Source organism: Pseudomonas sp. 008 (genome assembly GCF_016861935.1).
Classification (GTDB): Bacteria; Pseudomonadota; Gammaproteobacteria; order Pseudomonadales; family Pseudomonadaceae; genus Aquipseudomonas.
This window is the reverse complement of record NZ_BOMA01000001.1, coordinates 927,647-945,447: the sequence shown is the minus strand read 5'-3', so window position 1 is coordinate 945,447 and position 17,801 is coordinate 927,647. Positions and strand designations below refer to the sequence as shown.

Here is a 17,801-nt window from a genome sequence, read left to right as displayed (position 1 = left end):
TTAAAAGCTTCGCGGGCAAGCCTCGCTCCTACAGTCTTGCGTTGCTTACCCTGTAGGAGCGAGGCTTGCCCGCGAAGGCGATCGACCCGACGCCGAAAATCTCAATGCCGGGTCACGATCTCTTCCAGGTGATCCATGATGTCGTCCGGCTTGAGCACCAGCACATCGCTTTCCAGTGCATCAAGCACCACTTCTGCCGTATTCCCGATCAACGCCCCGGACAACCCGGTCCGCGCCACCGTGCCGATTACCGTCACGGAGGCCCCCAGCTTATGGGCCATGAACGGAATCAATACATCCGCCGGGCCTTCCTCGATGTGCAGGTGGTCGTCGTCGATGTCGAACTCGGCCTGGAACGCCTGGCACTGCTCGCGGTAACGGGCCTCGATGGTTTCCTTGAGCTGCATCGTCGGGTCGGCCGCCGACAGCATCGGCGACGGATGGGCGCTGATCACGTGCAGATGGGCCTTGGCCAAGCTGGCAATGTCGTAGCCATGATCGATGATGCTGGCATGCAAGGTGCGGTGTTCGCCGTCCATGTTGCCGACATCGATGGCCGCCAGGATCACGCCACCGGTCCAGGGTTTGGCGGTTTTCACCAGCAGCACCGGAGTCGGGCAGTAGCGCAGCAGTTTCCAGTCCGCCGGGGTCAGCAGGGCCTTTTTCAGTGGGCTGTCGGGATAATGCTGCTTGACTACCAGCCCGCAACCTTCAGCCTGCTGCACATCGATAATGGTGTCGTGCAGGCTTTCGTTCCAGGCTTGCTCGGTGGTGACGTTGTACCCGTCCGCCAGCAGGGCCGCCTTGAGCACGCCGAGCATCGCGCTGTGATCATGCTTTTTATCGCAGACCAGCAGGTGCAGATGAGCCTGGGTCACGCCAGCGATCAATTTGGCCCGTTTGAGCGCCAGGCTTTCCGAGTGTTCGGGTTCAATGACCACCAGAATGCTGCGAATGGCTTGCATGGTCGGGATCTCCAGGAAGGTAAAAACACTGCGTTGGACAACTATAGTTGCTGGTCGGGCATTCGCGACTTGATGCATATCAACGGTGGCGACTGGTGGTCTGTCGGCAGGCCGGTATAATCGGCGCCCTTCGTTTTGAACCTTTTATCCGTGAGCCCCATGATCCTTCCCGAAATTCACGAGTTCCTCGGCTGCCGCACGCCCGACGGTTGGGTCCAGGCCGCGCTGGCCGATCAGGAAACGCTGCTGATCGACCACAAAAACTGCGAATTCAAGGCGGCCAGCACGGCGTTGAGCCTGATTGCCAAGTATCACTCCCACGTCGATCTGATCAACCTGATGTCGCGTCTGGCCCGGGAAGAGCTGGTGCACCACGAGCAGGTCATGCGCCTGATGAAAAAGCGCAAGATCGAGCTGCGTCAGTTGTCCGCCGGGCGTTACGCCTCGGGGCTGCGCAAAGTGGTGCGCAGCCACGAGCCGGTGAAACTGGTGGATACGCTGGTGGTCGGCGCGTTCATCGAAGCCCGCAGTTGCGAGCGTTTCGAGGCGTTGGTGCCGCATCTGGATGAGGAACTGGGCAAGTTCTATTTCGGCCTGCTGAAAAGCGAGGCCCGGCATTTCCAGGGGTATCTGAAATTGGCCTATCAATACGGTGACGCCAAGGACATCGCCCAGGTGATCGACAAAGTGCGCGACGCCGAACAGGCGTTGATCGAGTCGCCGGATGTGGAGTTCAGGTTTCACAGTGGTGTGCCGGTCGCGGCGTGACAATGTTTCATCTTCAATAATTGTTAAAAACTCTTAAAAGAATGAAACATCGCCAAAAACCGGCCCCCGTGGCCGGTTTTTGCTGTCTGCGATAACCGTCCCTTCACCGATTGGCGCCATAATGCCGGCCATTTCATTCAAGGGTTGGCAGACGGTCATCATGGAGAGTCTGGGTTTTGGCAAAGTATTGCTGGTGGAAGACGACGAGAAGCTCGCCGGGCTGATTGCGCATTTCCTGGCCCAACACGGTTTTGAAGTTCGACAGGTGCACCGCGGAGACCTCGCGGTAGCCGCTTTCCTTGAATTCAAACCGAAAATCGTCGTACTCGACCTGATGTTGCCGGGCCAGAGCGGCCTGCACGTGTGCCGCGAAATCCGCAGTGTGTCCGACACACCCATCGTCATCCTCACCGCCAAGGAAGACGACCTCGATCACATTCTCGGCCTGGAATCCGGTGCCGACGACTACGTGATCAAGCCCATCAAGCCCCCTGTGCTGCTCGCTCGTCTGCGTGCCTTGCAACGCCGTCAGCTGCCGGACAGCAGTGTGTGCAGCTCACTGGAATTCGGTCATCTAAGCATCGATCGCAGTTGCCGCGAAGTGCGCCTGGCGGGCGAGGGCATCGAGCTCACCACCATGGAATTCGAACTGCTGTGGTTGCTGGCCAGCGCTGCCGGCAAGACGCTGTCCCGCGACGACATCCTCAACCGCATGCGCGGTATCGCCTTCGACGGCCTCAACCGCAGTGTCGACGTGTACATCAGCAAACTGCGCGGCAAGCTCAAGGACAACCCGCGCGAACCGGTGTGCATCAAGACCGTGTGGGGCAAGGGTTATCTGTTCAATCCGTTTGCGTGGGAGCTGTAAATGCTGCGGTTATTTTTGGGACTGTTTCTGGTGATGACGGTTGGCCTGGTACTGGGGCTGCAAACCGTCGAGCGCACGTTCGATGCGCTGCTCGACGGTCAGATGCGCAGCTACAACCAAGAGGCGGTGCGTGGTCAGGCCTGGTCGCTGGTCGAGCAATTGCGCGGCCTGGACAGTCCGGCCCGGGAGCGTCAGCTGGAAGCCATACGCCCTCACTACGGTTTGGGCCTGGCTCTGGTCGAGACCGATCAATTGTCTCTGACCGATCAGGAACAAGCCGAGTTGGCCCAGGGCCTGCTGGTGATGCGCGACAAGTACACGCAGTTCATTTCGCGCATTGACGACGGTTCGCAACTGCTCAGCATCAAGCTGCCAGCCGAGCCGAGTCTGATGCCGTTCTACATTGCCGCGGCCTATCTGATGATCGCGGTGATGATCGGTTTTGTATTGTTTTTCTGGGTGCGCCCGCATTGGCGCGATCTGGAGACACTGCGCTTGGCCGCCGAGCGCTTTGGCGACAACGACCTGTCGGCGCGTATCCAGCTGTCCAAGCGCTCGAACATTCGTGACCTGGCCGAACACTTCAACCTGATGGCCGCGCGCATCGAGGGGCTGATCGCCAACCAGCGCGAGCTGACCAACGCGGTGTCCCATGAGCTGCGCACACCCATCGCGCGGTTGTCGTTCGAACTCGACCAACTCAAGCAACAGCCCGACCCAACCCAGAACCGCGAGTTGATCGCCGACATGTACGCCGACCTCGGCGAGCTGGAAGAAATGGTTTCCGAGTTGCTGACGTACGCCAGTCTTGAACGCGGCGCCACGGTGATTACCCGGGAGAACATTCAGGCCAGCCATTGGCTAGACAGCGTGGTGGGCAGCGTGACGCTGGAGGCTGAAGCCGCCGGGGTGCAACTGCTGATTGTCGAATGTCAGGTTGACGAAATTCGTATCGAACCGCGCTTCATGGCTCGGGCAGTGATCAATTTGCTGCGCAATGCCATTCGTTATGCCGATCAGCGGGTGGAAGTGTCGTTGGTGCGCACCGGTGATCATTACGAAGTGCAGGTCAACGATGATGGGCCGGGCGTGCCGCTGGACGGGCGGGAGAAAATCTTCGAGCCGTTCTCGCGCCTCGATGCCAGCCGCGACCGCCGCACCGGTGGTTTTGGCCTGGGCCTGGCGCTGGTGCGGCGGGTGTCTCAATCCCATGGCGGGCAAGTGGAAGTGGCGGATTCGCCGTGGGGCGGGGCGTCGTTTCGCATGACCTGGGCGCATTTGGATTAGCTCGGGGTTGCTCTCACTGACGCCATCAACAACACCGCATCATCAAAAGGTATAAACCACCTGACCAGCCAACGACATCTGCATCCGCCGCTCCACAATCGTCAAAGACTGTGAACGGGATTACCGACTTAAGCCCAGGCGAATATGCCACTGGGCAATGGACTCTACGGGGTAGACCTCGAATTGCTGGTCCCCCGGATACACCTCGACTTCCACCCACGGCGCCTTGGAGCCGAGCATCAGATGCGTGTGCTCGGGCGGCACCGGCAACGGGGTGTCGATGGCCGAGGCAAACGGGTGAATCAGCTCCGGCCATTCAGGGCTGAACAGCCATAGCCCCGAACCGCACAGGGAGCAGAAATGTCGCTCGGCGGTGCTGCGCCGGGCGCGTTTATCGCCTTCGTCCTTGAGCCGCGCATGGTAAATCGAGATGTGCTTGCGACCACGCACCTTGAGGCTCTGGGCGTCGCCCGCCAGGTTGATCGCATAACCGCCACCGCCCTGGGTCTTGCGACAGATGGAGCAGTAGCAACGCTGATAAGGGTAGGGGTGGGCGCTGGTCAGGCTGAACGACACCGCGCCGCAATGGCAGGAGCCTTCGAGCTGCATGGGAGCCTCCGATGGGGTTGGGATGACTCAAGACAGACTAGACCGTAAGCGTTTCTGGACAGTTGAATTTATGCTGGCCGTTCGGGCGCCTTCGCGGGCAAGACACAAGCGGGCTTGCTCGCGAAGAACGATGACGCGGTCTGCGCTACGAGCACTGCCCCTGCGGCACCCTCAGGCAATGAGCCTCGCGACCCTCCCACTTGGCGATCACCAGTGGCGCCAGTGCATTGCCAAGCACATTCAGGGCGGTGGTCGGCATCTCCATCAACCGATAAACCCCGGCAATGAACGCGATGCCTTCCAGCGGTAATCCGGCACTGGCCAGGGTGGCCGAGAGAATCACGAACATGAACCCCGGCACACCGGCAGCCCCCTTGGACGTCAGGACCATGGTCACCACCAGCAACGCCTGATCGCCCAGGCTCAGGTCGATGCCGTACAACTGGGCGACGAACAAGGTGCCGATGCCGAGAAACAGCGACGCACCGTCAAGGTTGAAGGAATAACCCACCGGCACCACGAAACTGACCAGCGACGGCGGCACGCCATAGGTCTCGAGTTTCTTCATCAGTTGCGGCATCACCGCCGCCGAGCTGGCGCTGGAGAAGGCCAGGACCAGTTCATCCTTGATGTGGCGCATCAACGCGAACAGGTTGATCCCGCACAGTCGCGCCACCAGGTTGAGCACCACCAGCACGAAGAACGCGATCGCCACGTAACTGACCATGATCAGCTTGGCCAGTGGCAGCAAAGAGCTGAAACCGAAGTTGGCCACGGTCACCGCAATCATCCCGAACACACCGATCGGCGAGTAGGCCATGATCATCGACGTGACCTTGAACATCGCTTCCGAGACCCCGCGCAGCAACGCGATCAACGGCTCCTTGCGTTCGTTGCCAAGCTTCGAAACGCCGAGGCCGAACATCACGGCGAAGAACAGCACCGACAGCAGACTGCCCTGGGCCATCGCGTTGACGACGTTGTCCGGAATAATGCCGACGATGATCTGCCCCAGGCTGTGCCCTCCGGTTGCGCCGCTGGTCGGCAGGGTAACGGCGGCTGCCTTGAGGCTCGCCAGATCCGTGCCGGCACCGGGTTTTAACAGGTTGCCGATTACCAGTCCGACGATGATTGCCAGGGTGGTGATGCTGAAGAAATACGTCAGCGACTTGACCCCGATGCGGCCCAGGGATTTGCCGTCACCATGACCGGCAATGCCGACCACCATGCAGGAAAACACAATGGGTACGACGATCATTTTCATCAGCTTGATGAAAATGTCGCCGGCCGGTTGCAGCAGGTTGTTCACCAGCCATGGACGAGATTCGGGAAAGCTGTGCAGCAGTGCGCCGATGGCAATGCCGGCGAGCAGGCCGATCATGATTTGCCAGACCAGCGCGATACGGGGCTTGTGCATGGGGGATGCCTCATTTGATGACATGATTATGAGTGTTGTTCTAGGCAGTCAATGAGCAGCCGTCCGATGGCTGTCGGGTGTAGCGATCAGCCGTCAGCGCAAGCGTTGGCACGCTTCTTTGAGACGACGGCAACCTTCTTCGATCACGTCCAGCGCACTGGCAAACGACAGACGGATATATGGCGACATGCCGTACGCCGCACCGCTGACCGTGGCCAGGCCGTGCTCCTTGAGCAGGTAGGCGACCAGTTGCGAATCGCTGTCGATGCGCTCGCCGCTGGTGGTGGTTTTGCCCATCAGCCCGCTGACGTTGGCGAACACATAGAACGCCCCGTCCGGAGGGGTGAAGCTCAGGCCGTTGATCGGTTGCAACAGTTCGAGCATGCGGTCACGGCGTTGTTGGTAAACCTCGCGCATGCCGGCAATCGGTGCCTGATCCCCGGCAAAAGCCGCGACCGCCGCCGCCTGGCTGACCGAACTCGGACACGTGGTGGTCTGCGACAGCAGTTTGCCGATAGCCCCAATCAACCACGCCGGACCTGCGCCAAACCCAAGACGCCAACCGGTCATGGCGTAACCCTTGGACGCGCCGTTGACAATCAGCGTGCGCGATTTGAGGTCTGGGACGAGTCGGGTCAGCGGCACGTGCCGGGCATCGCCATAGACGAACTGCTCGTAGATTTCGTCGGCCATGATCAATACGTGAGGATGCCGACGCAGGACGTCTGCCAGTGCCAACAGCTCGGTTTCGCTGTAGACCGCGCCACTCGGGTTGTTCGGCGTGTTGAGGATCACCCATTTGCTTCGCGGGCTGATTGCCTGCTCCAGCGCCGCTGGCGAGAGCTTGAAGCCGTTGGATTCATCACCGGGAATTATGACTGGCGTGGCGTCGTTCAACCGGGCGATGTCCGGGTAAGACACCCAGTACGGCGTGTGCACGATCACTTCATCGCCCAGGTTCAGTGTTGCGGCCAGGGCGTGGTAGATGATGTGCTTGCCGCCGCAGCCGGTAACCACTTCGTCGAGCCCGTAATGCAGACCGTTATCGCGCTCAAGCTTGAGGCAGATCGCTTTGCGCAAGGCGAGTGTGCCGTGGGTGGCCGTGTAGTGCGTGTCACCGCTGTGCATCGCGGCGCTGGCGGCGTCGAGGATATGTGCCGGGGTGTCGAAATCCGGTTCGCCCATGGTGAAGTTGACGATGTCCCGACCCTGGGCGCGCAACTCGGTCACCAGTGCGTTGGCGGCGATGCTCGGCGAAGGCTGAATGCCCAGCACCCGATCAGACAAGAATGAAGTGCTCATTGTGTTCCCCTTAATCGGCCAGGCCGGCCTGCTGCAAGACCTTGTCCATCCAGCTCTGACGCAGGGCGCCGGTGGCGATTTCGGCTTTGACTTGTTCTTCGTGGGCCGCATGTTGTGCGGCGCGACGCAGCACTTCGGCCGCATCGGCCTGGGAAAACGCCACCAGGCCGTCTTCGTCGCCGACCAGCAAATCGCCCGGTTGAACCAGCATGCCGCCAATCGACACCGGTACGTTGATTTCGCCCGGACCGCTCTTGTAAGGGCCGCAGTGCACGACGCCGCGGGCGTAGCAGGGGGTATCGTCGAAACTGGCGACATCGCGAATCGCGCCGTCAATCACGAAACCGACGCAGCCACGCTGCTGGGCGTAGAGCTTGACCAGTTCGCCGATCACCGCGTTGTTGGTATCGCCCTGGGCGTCCACCACCAACACATGGCCGGGTTGCAGCATGCTCATGGCCTTGTAGATCAGCAGGTTGTCGCCTGGACGGGTTTTGACGGTCAGGGCGGTGCCGACCAATTTGCCGCTGCGGTTGTAGCGGGTCAGGCCGCGAGCACCAATGTGCCGGCCGAGGTTGTCGCTGATGTGCGGCGTGACCACATTGGCGAACGCTTCGAGCACTTCGGCAGCGGCCAGCGGTGGGTTGGGAAGAATGCGTGAACCGGGCAAGGACATGGCTGATCTCCTGAAGAATGAGTTAGCAGCCGATCAGGGCTGTGGCTCGATCTTAGGAGTGATAAACAAACAGTTTTAGCGATATTTTATTATGCGGTAGTATCGCTTTTTTTCATGTGGTGTTTGCAATGATCACCTTTAAGCAGATTGACGCGTTGTTCTGGATTGCCGAGTTGGGCAGCTTCGAAGCGGCAGCGAACAAGCTGAACATGTCTCAGTCGGCGATTTCCAAACGTATCCAGGAGCTGGAAGAAACCTTCGACGTGGAGATTTTCGACCGCAGCAAGCGCAACGCACGGCTGACCGAGAAGGGCGGCGAACTGCTGGATTACGCCAAGGATTTGCTGGAACGCCGTGACTATTTGCTGGAGCGGGTCAGCGCCCGTGAAGTATTGGTGCGCAGGTTTCGCCTCGGGGTCACCGAACTGACGGCGTTGACCTGGTTGCCGGCGCTGGTCGAGTCGCTGCGGCAGGCTTACCCCAAGGTGCAGATCGAGCCTTCGGTGGAGCTGAGTAGCGAACTGTTTCGCAAACTGGAAAACGATCAACTCGATCTGGTCATCGTCCCGGATGTCTACAACGATGCGCGGTTCGTCAGCACCCCACTGAAGTCCGTCGAAAACGCCTGGATGTGCGCGCCAGGTCTGATTACCGACCCGGATCCGGTGAGTATCGAGCGCCTGGCCGGTTGCACGGTGTTGACCCAGGGATCCCAGTCCGGGACAGGCTTGATCTACGAGCGCTGGATGGCTTCCCACAATGTACAGATGCCTAAAACCATCACCAGCCATAACTTGCTGGTGCAGGTCGGATTGACCTTGTCCGGGGTTGGTGTGAGTTATTTGCCCAAGGCCTGCCTGTCGCACTTGATCGAACGAGGCGCATTGCGCGCTCTGGTGACGACGCCGGGCCTGCCGCGGATTCGCTACGCCGCGCTGCACCGTACCGATCGTCAATTCGGTCTGAATCAGGATGTCGCAAAACTGGCGTTGCAGTGTTGCGATTTTTCGCGGCTGTTGCTCTAAGCGCTCTGCAGCCGCCGGGTTTGCCCGCGATGAACGATAGCGCCGTCTACCGGTTAGGCACCCGCCACAAGTACCACGCCGCCACCGTCCGATAAGGGCTCCACGCCAACCCGATATCAATCATCTGTTTGCGACTCGGCTGTTGTTCCACCCCCTTCAACCGGCGATATCCCTCACGCACCCCGAAGTCATCGGCCGGCAAAACGTCTGGCCGTTCCAGGCTGTAGATCAGCAGCATCTCTACGGTCCAGCGGCCCACTCCGCGCAAGGTGATCAAACGCTCGATCAATGCTTCATCGTCCATCGCCAGCGCCGTGGCGTAGTCCGGCACCACGCCGTTCAGAGCCGCCTGGGCGATGCCCTGAATGGTCGCGATCTTGCTGGCGGAAAAGCCGCAACCGCGCATCTGCTCGAAGTCAGTCGCCAGGATCTGCTCGGGTCTGGGGAAGGTGCTCGCGGGAAACAACGCCAGCAGCCGGCCGACAATCGCATCGCCAGCCTTTGCATGCAGTTGCTGATAGGCAATCGCCCGCACCAGCGACTCATAAGGATCGCGCGCCGCATGGGGCTGATGCAGGCAGGGGCCGATGGCGCTGATGTGGCGCTGCCAGTCGGTATCGAGGGCCGAGAGGAATTGGCTGGCCAGTTGATAGGTGTCGGGCATGGAGCATCCTGAGGGGCGGGTGGCAGCGGGAAGACTAGTCGTCTCCCCGCAGCGCCGCACTCCATTGCTTGCGGTCAAACTTTCCCGGTCGGGGCCAGCAGGGCGTTCACTTGGCTGTAGGTGAAGGCCTTGAGGTGACTGCTGTCGAGCGTGCCGGTTTGCAGAAAGCTTTTGGCCAGGCCGGCCATGGCGCCGTAGAGGAATTCGGCGATGCCCGAGCCGGCGCTCAAACGGCGTACGCCAAGGGCTTGCAGTTCTTCAGGCGACGGCAGGCCCGGGAAGCCGAGCACGTTCAGCGGCAGCGTCGTGCCGTGGCACAGGGCGTCGATCTCGTACGCCGCCGTGACGCCAGCGGCGAACAGTCCGTCGGCACCGGCCGCCTGATACAACGCGGCGCGTTTGAGCGTCTCGGCGACACGATCTTCGGCCGGCACCAGCCCCCTGAGGTACACGTCAGTGCGGGCATTGATGAACAGCTTCACATCCCGGCGATTGGCAACCTGGCGCGCGATTTCGATCTTGCGGGCCAGCAGGTCGGGCGGGGCAGCACCGTCCTCGATATTGATCCCCACGGCACCGGCGGCGATCACCGCGTCGACCACTTGCGCAACTCGCCCCAGGTCATCGGAATAACCCGCCTCGATGTCCACGCTCAACGGCACGCTGATGACCCGGGCGATGGATTCGACGGTGGAAACCAGCCGCTCAAGCGGCAAGGTGTTGCCATCCGGATAACCATGCACCCAGGCCACTGCAGCGCTGCTGGTGGCCACGGCTTTACTGCCCAGCTGTTCCACCAGTCGCGCCCCGGTGGCATCGGCGACGTTGGTCAGAATCAACAGCCCGCTCTGGTGCAGTTGATGGAATTGAGTGTCGAGTGTGTCCATCGAATGTCCTTCCTTATGACTCTTTATTGGAAAACCTTTTTTTGAAAAGCCGTGGAGTGATCAGAATGCCAGTTGTTGGGTGATTTGCACCGCGGCGCTTTCCAGCCTGAGCAGAAACGCTTTACGCGGTTGTCCACCACCATAGCCGGTCAACGAGCCGTCTGCGCCGATCACCCGATGACAGGGCAGCACAATCGCCAGACGGTTTTGTCCGTTGGCCATGCCCACGGCGCGACTGGTGCCGGGCTTGCCCAGTTGCGCGGCAATCGCGCCATAGGTGCTGGTCTGGCCGTAGGGGATCTTCATCAATTCGCTCCACACCTGCTTGGCGAACGCGCTGCCGGGCAGGTGGAGGGGCACGTTGAATTCGCTCCGTTTGCCGGCGAAGTATTGCGCCAGTTCCTCTTCGATCTGCTGCAAATGCCCGTTGTGGCCGGGGGCCACGGCGTAGCCATAATGGTTCTGCAGTTCTTCGATTTCCTTGGTCAATGCCGGTCGGTCGAGAAACTCCAATAGCACCAGCCCACGCTGTTCGGCCATGGCGATCATCGGCCCCAGCGGCGTGGTCAATCGGGTGAACAGCAGCGGCTCGCTGTGGGCGGCGCGACCGGGCGTGATGTGGAATGACTTTTGAAACGCATCGCGAAAACCGCTCAAGGATTCGTAGCCGGAATCGAACGCCGCGTTGTCGATGGATTCGCCTTGCTTGATGCCACCGAGGGCGATGCCCAGGCGTCGGCTGCGCAGCCAGGCGTGAAAGGTCATGCCGAAATGCTGCTTGAACCAGCGCCGCAGTTTCAGCGGCTCGATGCCCTCGGCGAGCAATTGGGCATCGGTCCAGCGCTGGTCGGGGTCGGCGTCGACGGATTTCAGCAGTCGTTGCACCCAGTCCGGCGCAATGGCCGCGGCGTCCAGCGGCTTGCACCGCAGGCAGGCTCGATAACCCGCCGACATCGCCTCATCGGCATGGGCGAAGAACTCGACGTTTTCCGGCTTCGGTTTGCGCGCCGTGCAACTGGGGCGGCAGAAGATGCCGGTGGTTTTGACCGCGGTAAAGAACACCCCCTCGTAGGCGGTGTCGCGTTCGAGCATGGCGCGAACCATCTCGGCGTGGGGCGGAAGCACAGCGTTTTGTAAGTTCATGGGCTGAGCATAAGCGGCGTTGCCTGGCGCCTCCACCGGAAAATCGACAGAGAATTTTTGTACCCTGAGCTACAGTCATCGGGTCACCGGCAATGCTGTAAACGATATTTTCAGGAATCCATCCCAATGCAAGCATTCACGATTAAACACATCGATCACATCGTCCTGCGCGTCGAGGACCTCGAACGCAGCATCGCGTTTTACGGCGAGGTACTCGGCGCCGAACTGGTCAAGCGCCGCGACGATCTGGGCCTGGTGCATTTGCGTGCGGGCACCTCGATGATCGACCTCGTCGATATCCAGGGCGAACTCGGCCGCACGGGCGGGGCTGCCGCTGGTCGCGAACGGCGCAACGTCGACCACTTCTGCCTGCGCATCGAACCGTTTGACGAGGAAGCGCTGGTCAGTCACTTGCAGTCCTTCGGCCTGAAACCCGAGAAAGCCGCGGTGCGTTTTGGTGCCGAGGGCAACGGGCTGTCGATCTATTGCTTCGATCCGGACGGCAACCAGGTCGAACTGAAAGGACCGTCCCAAGCGTAAAGGTCAGGCCCGTTTCGCCATCAACAGCACCGAAGCTGCCGCCGACAGCAACCCCGCGCAGCAACGGTTGAACATCCGCTTGCCCCGTGGTTCGGCGAACCAGCGGCGCATGTGCAGGCCCATGTAGGCGTAGGCGCTGATGGCGATCCATTCCAGCAGCAGGAACAACGCGCCGAGCACCGCGAATTGCGGCGCCACCGCCTGGGTTGGGTCGACGAACTGCGGCAGGAAGGCGGTGAACAGCAAAATGGCCTTGGGATTACCCGCTGCCACCAGAAACTCCTGGCGCGCCAGGGCCAGGATCCCCACCGGCGTGCCGGTGATGTGCTGCTCGGCCTCGGGATTGGCGCGCCACAGTTGCCATGCCAGGTACAACAGGTAAGCGGCACCGATGATCTTGATCGCGTAGAACAGCCATTCCGAGGTTTTCAGCACCACCGACAATCCGGCGGCGGCCAGGCCAATCATCCCGGCAAATGCCAGCAAACGCCCGACGCCGGCCACACAGGCGCGACGATAGCCATAACGGGTGGCGTTGCTGACCGACAACAGATTGTTTGGGCCGGGGGCCATGTTCAGGGCGAAGCAGGCCGGCAAAAACAGGAGGAGGGTGGCGAGGTCCATGAACGGGGCTCCAGGAACGAGAGCGGTATTTTTATCACGGGTGGTTGGTGATTTGGCCCATACAGCGGTGGATGCAAATAGCCGTACAGAGAAAAACATGGGACAGACCACGATTGTTCGGCATTTGCCTTGAGTCGTGGTCTGTCCCTTCTTGCGTTTACGGATCGCAGCCTTCGGCAGTTCCTACGCCGGACGCGGTGCTTCTACGGGCGGGGTGCCGTCGTGGAACATTGTCTTCAGTTGAGCACGCAGTTCTGGTGAATCGGTGTGCTTGTGAACACTGACCGCATGCTGTGCCGCGGCCTCCAGCAGTTCGTTTTCAGAGTCTGCGGACAGGGCGACCGAGCATTTGGAAGCGCTTGGGAACTCGCGGCAGTCGATGTATTTACGCGCCATGATCTTCTCCTCCCTACGATGAAGGCAGGCTGTGGCCTGCGTGAACGATCACTCGACGCGCCCCGCATCGAGTGTGCCGACTCTTGAAGTATAGGCCCGCCATAAGGTGCCTCGTGACAGTCTTGCAACCTACAGGGCGCGACATGCATCGCGGAACAGGCAAGGGTTGTTTTCTTCAATACAGCATTTCCCTGGCTCTTTACCTTGAGCCCTGGTTCAACTGAATTGAAGAAGGTATGCAATGAGTCTGATTCTTTCCATGGCGGCGTTTGCCTTGGTCGCTTCCATTACACCGGGGCCGGTGAACATTGTGGCGTTGAGTTCGGGGGCGCAGTTCGGTTTTCGCGCCAGTCAGCGACATGTCGCCGGAGCAACGCTGGGTTTCGTTTTATTGCTGGTATTGATGGGAATGGGGTTGCATGAGGTATTGCGGTTGTGGCCGGCGCTGACGCAAGTGGTGCAACTGGCGGGTGTTGCGTTTCTGTTGTTCATGGCCTGGAAACTGGCGGCGGACGATGGCCGCATCGATGCGGATAAATCGCGCCGGGCGCCGTCGATGTTATATGGCGCGATGATGCAATGGCTCAATCCGAAAGCCTGGCTGGCCTGTGTAGCGGGCATGGGCGCGTTCGTCGCGGACGGCGAGGCGCGGCTGGTCTGGCAGTTCGCGGCGGTGTATCTGGTGATCTGCTATGTGTCTGTCGGCTGTTGGGCGTATGCCGGGACATGCCTGCAGGGTTATCTGAATAATCCTGTAGGCATGCGATTGTTCAACCGGCTCATGGCATTGTTGCTAGGGCTGAGTGCGGTGTATTTGTTGCTTTCCTAAGCCACACACCCTCAGGCATTCACCTTAATCGAGTCCGTGCAGCAAACTGAACTCTTGTTTTGTCAGCGGTGTGAACCGGTTGTTTCGAAGCTGACTGATGGCATACAGGGCACGACCCGTACGGCCATTACCGTCGCCTAGACCGTGGAAACCTACGACGGTCGCCAGCAACTGTTTGTCGAAATGCTCATGACTGGAATTCAGTGTTTTCAGATGTTGTTCCATCGCGGCGAATCCACTGATGTTGCTGGCGTATTTCTTGTCATTGACGCCCACGCGCACGACGTCCGAGGTGGCTGGCGCGATACGGGCATGCAGCTGTTTGATCACGGTCGGATCAGTCAGTGTTTTTTGATTGCCGGCGTACTCGCGCAGTACCGCAACGATGCTGTCGAGGTCGTTGCCAGGGGAGGTAGAACCATTGACGATCCAGGCGCCGGCCCTTTGCGAGTTATCGGTAAAGCCCATTGAATTGAAGGCTGACTCTGGCATGACCTGATTAAACGGTGTCTTGCCCAGGTCTTGCTGTAATACGTTTTGTTGGTAATTCTTCATGTAGGTGACGTTTTTCGTTTCGACCTGGGCAAAGGTTGCCAGCGTATCGGCGTAACTTTGGGCAGCGGATGCGGAGCGGGCGCTGGTGTAGCTGTATTGAGCTTTTTCCAGGACGGCTTTGAAAAGATCATCAACAGCCGTTCGGCCGATCAATGCCTGCAGATCTTGTGTTTGCCTGAGTCCGGTCGCCGATTCAACAAGCGCATTGTTGAACAGATGCTCCAGTTCGGACGGCAGAGCGCCATCTGGCAGTCGACTGTGCTTGTTGCCCAGGCGGGTCACAATCTGTTCAACGGTTTGAATGCCATCGTCCTTGAACAGCGCACGACCATGGGCAACCGTGTCCAGCGACATTCGAATCCGTGGGGCCGCGCCGGAATGGTTGATGGCCTTGATCAAGTCGTAGCCGTTTACACCGGACATAAAACGCAATTGCTGTCTGGCCAGGTGAGAAGCGGAGCGGGCGTGGCCGCTCAACTTCATTACACCTCGAGCCAGCAGCTTGCTGCCATCGGTGAGTAACTTTGCAGGATCGTCGATGGGAGTGAAGAGGCTGATGACGGTACTGCCAACCACTTTGGAAGTGGAAAGCAGTTTCGAAACCAGGGTTGTGGCCTTCGCGCTGATAGCGGCCACTTTAATGCCGATGACGGCAACGGAAACAGCGAGGGCCGCGGCATCCATGATACAGCCGAAAATGGCGCGGTTTTGTCGGGCAGGAACCCCCGAGGAAAGCTCCTCGACGCACTCCTTGAACGGAATGATCAGGTTCAGAATGAACGTGTATATAGCTTCGGTCTTTTCAATCGCTTTTTCACGTTTGGTCTGATCGAAGCCCAGTTGCATCAGTTCATCTTCAGTGAAATAAGGATTCTCTTTTGCAATAAGATTGCTGATTGCTTCTTTTCGCGTCGAACGAAAGTAGGGGTTCGGTGTGGTGGTGTCTGCACTTGCTGATGGGTTGAACTCACCGATCTTGTGGATGAAAAAAGCGGATTTTGAATAGCTGCGGGGGGCTGTGTTCGCTCGATAAGCCTGTATATCCAGACGGCCTTCCAAATGTTGTTGGTGGTCCACAAATGTTGCGCCGGCTATGGGCCCGTTGGCCATTACCAGAGGACGAAACACTTCGCTGAGTTCTTCGCTGAATACACATTCCGTCCTCATCGGGAACAGTTGATAACAACGAAGTTCCGAATGGAGCACCGCACAGATGAGAACGCCGTAACGAGCGGTCTTTCCGGGGGTGGGCGTTGCCGGTCTTACGACGCCCGGCCAGCCGGGAATATAAGGAGCTCGGGTGGTTGTGTACTCCTGAACACAATAGATACCCAGGTGGCCGTCCTCAATGAACGACCTGTCCGTCAGGCTTAGTTGCGAAAATGTAACATTGATAATGGCCGACAACGCTTCGGTCATTGAGTTGTAATGATTGTGGATCGCTTGCTGAAATAAATCTGCAACGGGGTACATGTCAGCCAGATCAGGGAAGGACTGGTAAATGCTGGTCCCTTTGGCTCGATCCCAATCCTGGGTGTGAAGCTCGTCGCCCAGGTAAAGATCGACAACCGATACCCGCCTTCCTGCGCCGCCGCCCGTTCCGCGATGTTTGACCAACAGTTCCTCGGGGTCACAATCCGGCACCTGGGATTTCAGTTCTTTAAGCGCGAGCGCCTTGCGATGGGGCAGCGGTTTGCCTAGATCAATCAAGGCGCTCGTCATCATGTCCGCATGTTGCTTGTACTCATCCATCGCCACCGTAACGGCTTGCTGATTGAGGTTGCCCTCTGAGTCCCGGGAGATCAGGTCGTTCATCAGCGCCCAGGTGATCACCGGGTCAGCCGAGTGTGCGGTAAACACTGCTTTGAGCTCGGGTGTCAATTGCGATGCGCGGGCGAACCCCAGCAGGTGTTGGTAGGTCATGCTCCGGGAAACACCGGGGGTGATCGCTTCGGCAAAGTGTACGGCCTGGGTGAAGACGACCCACGCCGGTGTGCCGATACGCAGATTGGACGGCAGTTCATCGGCAAGATACTCCGGCGCCATGCCACCCAGGACCAGTTCCGCGACGAGCGGGGCAACCATGGCGTCGAGCTTGAGTTGGCTGACCAGATGCTGTTCAAGTTGCGTGCGGACCGCTGAGGGGGGAAGCAGCAAATAACGCTTCGAGTAGAGGTCAAAACCTGCAAACGAGGTATTGGCGCTGTCCAGTTCCGGATCAAGGTCAAGCAGCATCACCGCAATCATCAGCTGTTCGATGAACTGCTCGGTGGGCTTGGGGCCGTTTTCATCAGCGAACCAGCCTAATGCCGTCATGAACGCATGCCCATTATTCGCGCTCGACACTGCAATATCGATCAGCCGTGTCAGACGGTAACCTTGGCTGGTGGGCAGTTTGTCGGCGGAAAAGCTTTCAAGTTTCAGCGCATGGCCATAAATCGAAACCAAAGGAAGTTCGCCTCCGGTTTCTTCCTCGATCACATCGCGAATGAGGGCGCGATTTTTCTCCGTGAGTTCGAACGGTGAGTCTTTGGGAGGGCTCAGCAACTCCCAGTAGTTCCCATAGGGCGACGGTGCTGGAAGTGTGGTGACATTCAGTAAATCAATTAACTCTTTTGCACTTTCCACGCTGGCCGGAAGTGGCATGCCGTGAAAACGCAACCACTGGCTTATTGTGATTTTTTCGGTGGACGTCACCCATCCGCCGGTCAGCTTGGCACTGTCTGAAAGGAGGCGTAGCTGTTCATCGATATCGGCAACGCCGGTGTAGTGATGGGCGATGTCGTTACGCTCGGAGAAGAAACCAACGGTGACCAGCTCGCCGTTGACTTCACGGGTACTGATATTGTCATAGGCGTAAAAGAGTTGGCCGTGTTCATTGACATGAAAGATGTTTGTTTGGGGGATGCCTTGTTCGCCGCCGATTTTTTTGAAGTCGGGTTGCCGGCTGAGCCTCGCCAGGCAGGTAGTAGCTGGACGATGTAGCTGGGAGAAGTTGGAATTCGGGTCACAGGTAACGGATACACGATCCCACGACCATCCAACAGTTGCCATGACGTCTTCATCGCTGAGGAAGTTGGCGATGGCTTCAATGACTGATTGTTTCTCGCGTTGGTTGCTGGAATGAAGTACGTGGTTATTCGACGTGTTCAAGTAAGAAGCTCCATCTTCTGATATTGGGTTGTCGCGTGGGAAGGGAGCTTAAATAATAGTTTGGAGTGTTGTCATGTTAGTTATATGACTTTG

At 59.0% G+C, this 17,801-nt stretch carries 17 protein-coding genes; 6 read left to right on the top strand and 11 right to left on the bottom strand.

The features are described 5' to 3' along the window. Positions 1-101: 101 nt before the first annotated feature. A complete protein-coding gene (locus tag JUI81_RS04075) occupies positions 102-965 on the bottom strand; it encodes a universal stress protein (protein WP_018929653.1) in 864 nt (287 codons plus the stop codon). Between the two features lie 159 nt (positions 966-1,124). Here JUI81_RS04075 and JUI81_RS04070 point away from each other — a divergent pair, with 159 nt between their 5' ends. From JUI81_RS04070 to JUI81_RS04060, 3 genes are all read left to right on the top strand, one after another. Continuing rightward, positions 1,125-1,733, top strand: a complete 609-nt coding sequence (locus JUI81_RS04070) for a tRNA-(ms[2]io[6]A)-hydroxylase (protein WP_008010271.1) — start codon at positions 1,125-1,127, stop codon at positions 1,731-1,733. Positions 1,734-1,893: 160 nt separating this feature from the next. Continuing rightward, positions 1,894-2,601 (top strand): winged helix-turn-helix domain-containing protein, encoded by a 708-nt coding sequence (locus JUI81_RS04065; protein WP_028940441.1) that lies wholly within the window; start codon positions 1,894-1,896, stop codon positions 2,599-2,601. Next, positions 2,602-3,888 carry an ATP-binding protein gene (locus JUI81_RS04060; protein WP_019579349.1) on the top strand — a complete coding sequence of 429 codons (1,287 nt, stop codon included), beginning with the start codon at positions 2,602-2,604 and terminating at the stop codon, positions 3,886-3,888. It abuts the gene before it with no gap. A gap of 120 nt (positions 3,889-4,008) precedes the next feature. Here JUI81_RS04060 and JUI81_RS04055 read toward each other — a convergent pair whose 3' ends face one another. The 4 genes from JUI81_RS04055 to JUI81_RS04040 all read right to left on the bottom strand — a co-directional run bounded on the left by JUI81_RS04055 (position 4,009) and on the right by JUI81_RS04040 (position 7,892). Then, the gene (locus tag JUI81_RS04055) at positions 4,009-4,497 is read right to left on the bottom strand and encodes a GFA family protein (protein WP_019579348.1); all 489 of its coding nucleotides are present in this window, start codon (positions 4,495-4,497) and stop codon (positions 4,009-4,011) included. Between the two features lie 145 nt (positions 4,498-4,642). Further along, positions 4,643-5,914: a cation:dicarboxylate symporter family transporter gene (locus tag JUI81_RS04050; RefSeq protein WP_019579347.1), complete on the bottom strand. Its 1,272-nt coding sequence runs from the start codon at positions 5,912-5,914 to the stop codon at positions 4,643-4,645. A 93-nt stretch (positions 5,915-6,007) separates the two neighbouring features. Continuing rightward, the gene (locus tag JUI81_RS04045) at positions 6,008-7,216 is read right to left on the bottom strand and encodes a pyridoxal phosphate-dependent aminotransferase (protein WP_204123774.1); all 1,209 of its coding nucleotides are present in this window, start codon (positions 7,214-7,216) and stop codon (positions 6,008-6,010) included. Between the two features lie 10 nt (positions 7,217-7,226). Continuing rightward, complete coding sequence (locus JUI81_RS04040; protein WP_018929645.1) at positions 7,227-7,892, bottom strand: RraA family protein; 666 nt, start codon at positions 7,890-7,892, stop codon at positions 7,227-7,229. A 128-nt stretch (positions 7,893-8,020) separates the two neighbouring features. Between JUI81_RS04040 and JUI81_RS04035 the strand changes: the two genes are divergently transcribed. Beyond that, positions 8,021-8,917 carry a LysR family transcriptional regulator gene (locus tag JUI81_RS04035; protein WP_019579345.1) on the top strand — a complete coding sequence of 299 codons (897 nt, stop codon included), beginning with the start codon at positions 8,021-8,023 and terminating at the stop codon, positions 8,915-8,917. A gap of 46 nt (positions 8,918-8,963) precedes the next feature. Here the strand turns inward: JUI81_RS04035 and JUI81_RS04030 are convergent, their stop codons facing one another. The 3 genes from JUI81_RS04030 to JUI81_RS04020 all read right to left on the bottom strand — a co-directional run bounded on the left by JUI81_RS04030 (position 8,964) and on the right by JUI81_RS04020 (position 11,611). Then, a complete protein-coding gene (locus JUI81_RS04030; protein ID WP_204123773.1) occupies positions 8,964-9,581 on the bottom strand; it encodes a DNA-3-methyladenine glycosylase in 618 nt (205 codons plus the stop codon). A gap of 74 nt (positions 9,582-9,655) precedes the next feature. After that, positions 9,656-10,468, bottom strand: coding sequence for an isocitrate lyase/phosphoenolpyruvate mutase family protein (locus tag JUI81_RS04025; protein ID WP_019579343.1), 813 nt, complete (start codon positions 10,466-10,468; stop codon positions 9,656-9,658). A 60-nt stretch (positions 10,469-10,528) separates the two neighbouring features. Continuing rightward, on the bottom strand, positions 10,529-11,611 hold the full coding sequence (locus tag JUI81_RS04020) for a bifunctional transcriptional activator/DNA repair enzyme AdaA (RefSeq protein WP_204123772.1): 1,083 nt from the start codon (positions 11,609-11,611) through the stop codon (positions 10,529-10,531). A 126-nt stretch (positions 11,612-11,737) separates the two neighbouring features. Between JUI81_RS04020 and JUI81_RS04015 the strand changes: the two genes are divergently transcribed. Continuing rightward, a complete protein-coding gene (locus JUI81_RS04015) occupies positions 11,738-12,151 on the top strand; it encodes a VOC family protein (protein WP_086946053.1) in 414 nt (137 codons plus the stop codon). Positions 12,152-12,154: 3 nt separating this feature from the next. Here JUI81_RS04015 and JUI81_RS04010 read toward each other — a convergent pair whose 3' ends face one another. Both JUI81_RS04010 and JUI81_RS04005 read right to left on the bottom strand, forming a co-directional pair. Continuing rightward, positions 12,155-12,775: a LysE family translocator gene (locus tag JUI81_RS04010; protein ID WP_019579340.1), complete on the bottom strand. Its 621-nt coding sequence runs from the start codon at positions 12,773-12,775 to the stop codon at positions 12,155-12,157. A gap of 183 nt (positions 12,776-12,958) precedes the next feature. Beyond that, complete coding sequence (locus tag JUI81_RS04005) at positions 12,959-13,171, bottom strand: DUF1059 domain-containing protein (protein ID WP_007937743.1); 213 nt, start codon at positions 13,169-13,171, stop codon at positions 12,959-12,961. A gap of 241 nt (positions 13,172-13,412) precedes the next feature. Here JUI81_RS04005 and JUI81_RS04000 point away from each other — a divergent pair, with 241 nt between their 5' ends. Beyond that, positions 13,413-14,000, top strand: coding sequence for a LysE family translocator (locus tag JUI81_RS04000; protein WP_019579339.1), 588 nt, complete (start codon positions 13,413-13,415; stop codon positions 13,998-14,000). A 24-nt stretch (positions 14,001-14,024) separates the two neighbouring features. Here JUI81_RS04000 and JUI81_RS03995 read toward each other — a convergent pair whose 3' ends face one another. Beyond that, positions 14,025-17,708, bottom strand: a complete 3,684-nt coding sequence (locus JUI81_RS03995; RefSeq protein WP_204123771.1) for a hypothetical protein — start codon at positions 17,706-17,708, stop codon at positions 14,025-14,027. Between the last annotated feature and the right edge of the window lie 93 nt (positions 17,709-17,801).

Coding starts and splice junctions, on each gene's coding strand:
- JUI81_RS04065 (WP_028940441.1), top strand. CDS start 1,894: ATGGAGAGTCTGGGTTTTGGCAAAGTATTGCTGGTGGAAGACGACGAG.
- JUI81_RS04005 (WP_007937743.1), bottom strand. CDS start 13,171: ATGGCGCGTAAATACATCGACTGCCGCGAGTTCCCAAGCGCTTCCAAA.
- JUI81_RS04030 (WP_204123773.1), bottom strand. CDS start 9,581: ATGCCCGACACCTATCAACTGGCCAGCCAATTCCTCTCGGCCCTCGAT.
- JUI81_RS04040 (WP_018929645.1), bottom strand. CDS start 7,892: ATGTCCTTGCCCGGTTCACGCATTCTTCCCAACCCACCGCTGGCCGCT.
- JUI81_RS04015 (WP_086946053.1), top strand. CDS start 11,738: ATGCAAGCATTCACGATTAAACACATCGATCACATCGTCCTGCGCGTC.
- JUI81_RS04060 (WP_019579349.1), top strand. CDS start 2,602: ATGCTGCGGTTATTTTTGGGACTGTTTCTGGTGATGACGGTTGGCCTG.
- JUI81_RS04020 (WP_204123772.1), bottom strand. CDS start 11,611: ATGAACTTACAAAACGCTGTGCTTCCGCCCCACGCCGAGATGGTTCGC.
- JUI81_RS04035 (WP_019579345.1), top strand. CDS start 8,021: ATGATCACCTTTAAGCAGATTGACGCGTTGTTCTGGATTGCCGAGTTG.
- JUI81_RS04045 (WP_204123774.1), bottom strand. CDS start 7,216: ATGAGCACTTCATTCTTGTCTGATCGGGTGCTGGGCATTCAGCCTTCG.
- JUI81_RS04075 (WP_018929653.1), bottom strand. CDS start 965: ATGCAAGCCATTCGCAGCATTCTGGTGGTCATTGAACCCGAACACTCG.
- JUI81_RS04055 (WP_019579348.1), bottom strand. CDS start 4,497: ATGCAGCTCGAAGGCTCCTGCCATTGCGGCGCGGTGTCGTTCAGCCTG.
- JUI81_RS04050 (WP_019579347.1), bottom strand. CDS start 5,914: ATGCACAAGCCCCGTATCGCGCTGGTCTGGCAAATCATGATCGGCCTG.
- JUI81_RS04025 (WP_019579343.1), bottom strand. CDS start 10,468: ATGGACACACTCGACACTCAATTCCATCAACTGCACCAGAGCGGGCTG.
- JUI81_RS04000 (WP_019579339.1), top strand. CDS start 13,413: ATGAGTCTGATTCTTTCCATGGCGGCGTTTGCCTTGGTCGCTTCCATT.
- JUI81_RS04070 (WP_008010271.1), top strand. CDS start 1,125: ATGATCCTTCCCGAAATTCACGAGTTCCTCGGCTGCCGCACGCCCGAC.
- JUI81_RS04010 (WP_019579340.1), bottom strand. CDS start 12,775: ATGGACCTCGCCACCCTCCTCCTGTTTTTGCCGGCCTGCTTCGCCCTG.